This window comes from Paenibacillus terrae (genome assembly GCF_005217525.1).
In the GTDB taxonomy this organism is placed as follows: domain Bacteria; phylum Bacillota; class Bacilli; order Paenibacillales; family Paenibacillaceae; genus Paenibacillus; species Paenibacillus terrae_C.
Genome location: NZ_PNXQ01000014.1, coordinates 267,343 through 273,342, shown reverse-complemented (window position 1 = coordinate 273,342; position 6,000 = coordinate 267,343). Strand labels below are relative to the sequence as shown.

At 47.7% G+C, this 6,000-nt stretch carries 4 protein-coding genes; 1 reads left to right on the top strand and 3 read right to left on the bottom strand.

What is annotated here, in order from left to right:
- On the bottom strand, window positions 1–327 hold a 327-nt coding region (locus C1I60_RS25720), incomplete at its 3' end, for an MFS transporter (RefSeq protein ID WP_252361740.1).
- Between the two features lie 90 nt (window positions 328–417).
- Window positions 418–2,133 carry a methyl-accepting chemotaxis protein gene (locus tag C1I60_RS15995; RefSeq protein WP_137062632.1) on the bottom strand — a complete coding sequence of 572 codons (1,716 nt, stop codon included), beginning with the start codon at window positions 2,131–2,133 and terminating at the stop codon, window positions 418–420.
- Window positions 2,134–2,411: 278 nt separating this feature from the next.
- Between C1I60_RS15995 and C1I60_RS15990 the strand changes: the two genes are divergently transcribed.
- A complete protein-coding gene (locus tag C1I60_RS15990; RefSeq protein WP_137062631.1) occupies window positions 2,412–3,362 on the top strand; it encodes a serine hydrolase domain-containing protein in 951 nt (316 codons plus the stop codon).
- A gap of 145 nt (window positions 3,363–3,507) precedes the next feature.
- Here C1I60_RS15990 and yicI read toward each other — a convergent pair whose 3' ends face one another.
- A complete protein-coding gene (yicI, locus tag C1I60_RS15985) occupies window positions 3,508–5,832 on the bottom strand; it encodes an alpha-xylosidase (RefSeq protein ID WP_137062630.1) in 2,325 nt (774 codons plus the stop codon).
- Window positions 5,833–6,000: the final 168 nt, after the last annotated feature.

The following is a 6,000-nucleotide window of genomic DNA, read 5'->3' as shown; positions in this document are numbered from 1 at the left end:
CAACCGTCCCCCAATAATGGTCCAGTATGCTGGCTGATCATGAAGCAGCCATGCCCCCACCGCAGAAATTCCCCCGCCAATCACTGTCAGGATCAGGCAGGGTACAATCACCGCCTTGCGACCAAATCGGTCGGAGAGATATCCCGCGATTGGAATCAGCAAAATGGCTACTACCGCATATACCGTAATCAACATGCTAATGCGAAAGGAGCTGACATGTAGCTTACGTCCGATTTCCGGCAAAACAGGAATCAGCATGGAATTGCCTAGCGTCATCATCAGCGGGATGGAACCTAGTGCAAGCAGATTCCCTTTATTTTGTTGCATCCCGTTACCACCTTTGCAAAAGTAATAACATAGCTGTCCAAAATGGTTCAACAAATGTTATTGTGTTTACAATAGTGCGGATTTATACAGCTACACCTTAAATCCTCCAACGCTTGCATTCAGCAATTTCGACATTTCAGCCAGCGTATGAATGGATGACGCGATATCCTCCATGGAAGCAAGCTGCTCCTCAGCCGCTGCGCTGACGCTCTGGGTTCCGCCAGCGGACTGTTCTGCTACTTCACGGATACGCTCCACGGCTCCCACCATTTGCCCCGATCCGGTGGACATCTGTTCCACAGACCGATTTACACTGTGAATCTGTTCGCTGACCTGTTGAATGGAGCTGCCAATCTGGCGAAATGCCGTTTCGACCGATTCCATGATCTTCACACCTGACTGCACTTCAACTGTTCCGGCTTGCATGGTTGATGCGACATGACCAACATGGTCCTGAATATGCTGCACAAATTGTGTAATTTCCGCTGCTGAGACGGATACCTGATCAGACAGCCTTCTTACCTCAGATGCTACGACAGCAAATCCTTTGCCCTGTTCTCCTGCTCTGGCGGCTTCAATTGACGCGTTCAGCGCCAGCATCCCGGTCTGCTTGGCAATGCCGGTAATGACTGAACCGATCATTCCGATCTGTTCAGCCTGTTCACTAAGCATACGTACAGCACGAGCAGAGCTGTCTACACTTTCGCTTACCTTTTCCATCTGTCTCATCGCTTGACCGATGGATTGTTCTCCTGCTACTGCGTCCTTAGCAGCCGAATCCGACAGCTTGTACACCTGCTGGCTCGTCACCGCAATATGCTCCAGTCCATGAGCAAGCTCTTTTACTGCATCTGTGGCCTGTGTGATGTCATCGACCTGATGCTCCATGCCAGTCGCTAGCTCTTCCATCACACCGGAAGTATGACGATTGGCCTGATTCATTTCTTCAGTGCTCAGGCTTACCCGCTCGGCAGTCACAGTTAAGGTACGCGCCGTGTCCTGGGCATCTACAATAATATTGCGAAAGCCCGCGATCAGCTTGTTGTACGAGCTGGCAATCATGCCAATCTCGTCCCTGGACGTAATATCGAGTTGACTACGTAAATCTCCGCCGCCCGCTGACATCTCCAGCAACTGTTCATTCATATGGTACAACGGCCGGATGGAGCGAATCAAAATGATCGATTGTGCAATACTGTAAATGATAATAAGACAGCCCAGAATGCTCGTAATCCAGATCGTGTTGGTCATGGTTTGGTGGGCTTGTTGTACTTTCGCCGCTACTATGTCCTCCTGAGATTTAACGAACGCCATCATTTTCACATCAAGCTGTTTCCGTTGAACCCGTTCATTTTCATAGGTATCGAGTAAATCCGAAAACGGTGGGAACATATCGCTCGTACTCCGGTAACCCGCTGTATTCAGTAATCCATGAACGCGGTTGAAATAGGAGTTGATTCCCATTTTCAAATCATCCATCGTTTTCTTCATATCTCCTGCATTCAGATCGAGCAAAGCTTCCGTTTGCTGAAGCAGCTTCACAATTTCGCTCTGCTTGCTTTCAATTCCTTTTCCATATTGTTCATCCCGAGTTAGCAAGTATCCTCGCTCGTCATTAGATATCCCGTTTAATAAAAACTGAAGAGACTTTGAATTATATACAATGGTCTCTTCACGATTCACAACATCCTTGTATTTATTCTCATTTTGTACGCTCAGAATGTAGTTTGTCAGCAGCATAGCTGCAATTACACCTGGAATAAGCAGCGCACTAAGAATCATTTTAGCCTTAATCGTTAAATTCATGAATCGGTCCCCCAGTTATGTCTGAATATAATGTCAACTTACTATATATCGTTTAATTCGCTGAAGTTTTTGAACGAAACAAGAAAAGTGTATAGTTTTTTCAAATTATTGTGACAATATGGTGAATTAATATGTTCTTTTCTGAAATAACACAAAAAAAAGTAACGCCTTCCTTATATTCATCTCTTATTAGATGATCATGAGATTTGTCAGATTGGTGATCTTTAAAAATGATATACTATTTATTTATGTACTTTAAATGTCAAGGAGGGACTTACTTGAGTAGTCTGGAACTTACACCGCTTGTTTGCGGGCTGACCGAGCTGGAAATCCGTAGCTGCCTGATCTTCCAGCAGGGGAGCATGGCATTGGAATACTATCGTGAACCTCAATTTGCGAATGAACTCTATAAAATAAATTCCTGCACCAAAAGCGTGCTTGCCGCATTAGTCAGCATCGCCATGGATCAGCAAATCGTACCGCAACCAGCCACACCGATCCTCGAATTTTTTCCCCAGATTGCCAAGGACAGTGATATACGAAAGCGTGATATTACGATTGAACATCTGTTAACAATGTCCGCGGGCTTTAACTGGACTGAATTTGGCGGGCAAAATTCATTTCCGACGATGAGCAAAACATCAGACTGGGTGCAATTTGTGCTGTCGCAGCCGCTCGCTGATGTACCAGGTACCCGAATGGAGTACAACTCCGGCTGTTCTCAGCTTCTGGCTACCATTTTGCGTCAAGCTTCTGGACAAGCGGTAGCTGAATTTGCCGAGCAGCAGTTATTCCAACCGCTGGGTATTGAAAGCTACCACTGGGAAACCGATCCTCACGGCACTCATACGGGTGGCTTTGGGCTGCATCTCAAACCCATGGACATGCTCCAATTTGGCCTGCTTTACCTAAACGAAGGAAGCCGGGAAGGCCGTCAGTTCATCCAGGCAGAGACAATCCGGCAGTCCACTCGTGCGCTCCTTCCTACGGCCAAACCCCAAAAAGCCTTTTACGGCTGGCACTGGTGGGCTTCTTCCTTTTCAGACGAAACGGAGAAAAGCACTGAAACGGATTATTATTACGCGCTCGGCTTTGGCGGTCAATACATTGTTGTCGTACCCTCTTATGACATGGTGGTTATTGTTACTGCTGACAAGTTCAAAAAGAAGCGGACTCCTGTGGACATATTCAGGCAGTTCATCGTACCGATGCTTGTTCAGCAAGGGTAAACAAAAATTGAAACCTACGTTGAAAATTTCCATTACGACTCCAAAGCAAAAAAGGGCCTGCCCGTTTGATCAGGCAAGCCCCTTTTTGCAATACATTGCTACACTATAGAATGACGAATTTTACTTGTGAGCGAGTGTACATGATCTATCCCAAGTGAATGACAAGCTCCTGCTGTCCGCTTGAGGCTGGTGTAATGATCACACCCTGCTCTCCCGTTTGAATGCTGCCATCCTCGACCTGAATAGCCTCGTGAATACCCCGCAGAACCAGTGACCATGGTTTAACCGCACCCTCTGCCTTCACCGTAATCACAGCAGCCTTGCGACTGACAGTAACGGTTAGCTCTTCTTCACCAGAAGTGTTCACGATAACCGTCCGAGCCTGCTGCCCTTCACCCAGCTCGAACAAGTGAAAAGCCACTTGTTCTGCATAATCATAATCCGGACGGCTGTCCTCATGACCGATCGCCAGCAGCGTGTTCGGCTTCACCAGCACGGGCAGGGTTGTAAAATCGTGATGCTCGTTAACCCAGCGACCACCCGACACGGTTTCATTCGTCAACAGATTCGTCCACTGGCCCTCCGGTACGTAATACTGTACGTTGCCTTCCTTATTAAAGATCGGGGCCACCAAAATGGAATCGCCCAGCATGTATTGCAGATCCAGCGTTGCACAGCTCGGGTCTTGCGGAAATTCCAGCACCATAGCACGCATCATCGGCAGACCCTTCACCGAGGATTCCACAGCGGACGGATACAGATACGGCATTAATGAACATTTGAGCTTCGTAAAGCTGCGTACCACATCCACCGATTCTTCATCGAACAGCCAAGGTACACGGTATGATTCATTTCCGTGCAGACGACTGTGGGAGGACAATAGTCCAAATTGTACCCACCGTTTGTACACGTCCGGCGCAGCCGTTAATTCAAAGCCGCTAATATCATGGCTCCAGAAGCCAAAGCCGCTCAAGCCAAGCGATAAGCCGCCCCGCAGTGATTCCGCCATCGACTCATATGTCGATGAGCAGTCACCGCCCCAGTGAACCGGGAACTGCTGTCCCCCCGCCGTAGCGGAACGTGCGAATAACGCCGCTTCATTTTTACCCAGTTTTTCCTCCAGCACGTCAAATACAGCCTTGTTGTACAAATGCGTGTAATAATTGTGCATTTTCACCGGATCAGAGCCGTCATGATACACCACATTCGTAGGAATCCGCTCGCCAAAATCAGTTTTAAAACAGTCCACACCTTGATCCACCAGCACCTTCAGCTTATCCTGATACCAGGCCACCGCAGCTGGATTGGTAAAGTCAACCAGCCCCATACCCGCCTGCCACATATCCCATTGCCACACGCCGCCATCGGCGGTTTTGACCAGATACCCGTTCTCCATGCCTTCATCGAACAAAATGGATTTTTCCGCAATATACGGGTTAATCCATGCGCAAATTTTGAGTCCCTTCGCTTTCAAACGCTGTAGCATACCTTCCGGATCCGGGAACATATCTTGATCCCATTGGAAATCGCACCATTGGTATTCCTTCATCCAGAAGCAGTCAAAATGGAATACAGAGAGCGGCAAATCACGCTCAGCCATCCCGTCCACAAAATGATTCACCGTCGCTTCATCATAATCGGTCGTAAACGAGGTCGTCAGCCACAAACCAAAGGTCCAGGCTGGTGGTAACGCGGGCTTGCCCGTCAGCTTGGTGTAATTGTCCAGCACTTCTTTAGGGTTAGCTCCGCCAATTATAAAATACTCTAACGATTCGCCGGAGACGCTAAACTGCACCTTCGAGACATTTTCCGATGCAATTTCATACGATACCTTTTCCGGATGATTGACAAACACACCATACCCTTTATTAGAAAGGTAAAATGGAATGTTTTTGTACGCCTGCTCACTGCTCGTGCCGCCGTCCTCATTCCAGATATCGACCACCTGCCCATTTTTCACAAATGGAGTGAAGCGTTCCCCGAGGCCGTATATGTACTCCCCGATTCCCAACTCCAGCTGCTCCCGGAAAAAAGGCTGAGCCTGCGGGTCTGTAATGTATCCTGGCCCACGATGTCCGCTACCCGTGATTTTACGATCCTCCACATAAAAACCTACGTCCCAGCTCTTTCCACGGCCGACGCGCACACTCAGATTGCCGCTTTTCAGAACCGCTGTGTCCTCACCTACCGTAATATCCACCTCTGTTGGCAAGGTGCGAATTTCAAAATCCGGTCCATGATGCACCCGCCCCTTGTGGTGGTTAAAGCGTACCCGAATGACATTCGGCATCGGCGAGCTATAGGTCGCTTTCAGCAACGCCCCGTTCAGGGTGTCTCCTTTATGCTCAATCCGGTGGGTCGCCGCATATACCGTCATGGAAGCATCTTCCGTCACAATATCACGGATTTCGGCAGGGTTTTGGATCTCATAGCCTTTGCGGATCATCCAATAGCCATCTGTAAATTTCATCTGTTTATTTCCTCCGTTTCGATCTATATATTGTTGAACCCAGATAAAATCACTGGTTGGATTTTTTCGAAATCCTTACTATAATAATATTGATTTATGTAAGGGTTTACTTCTTTTATTTTGACGTATTGTATCAATATTTTGATATTTTCTATACAAAACAAAAAT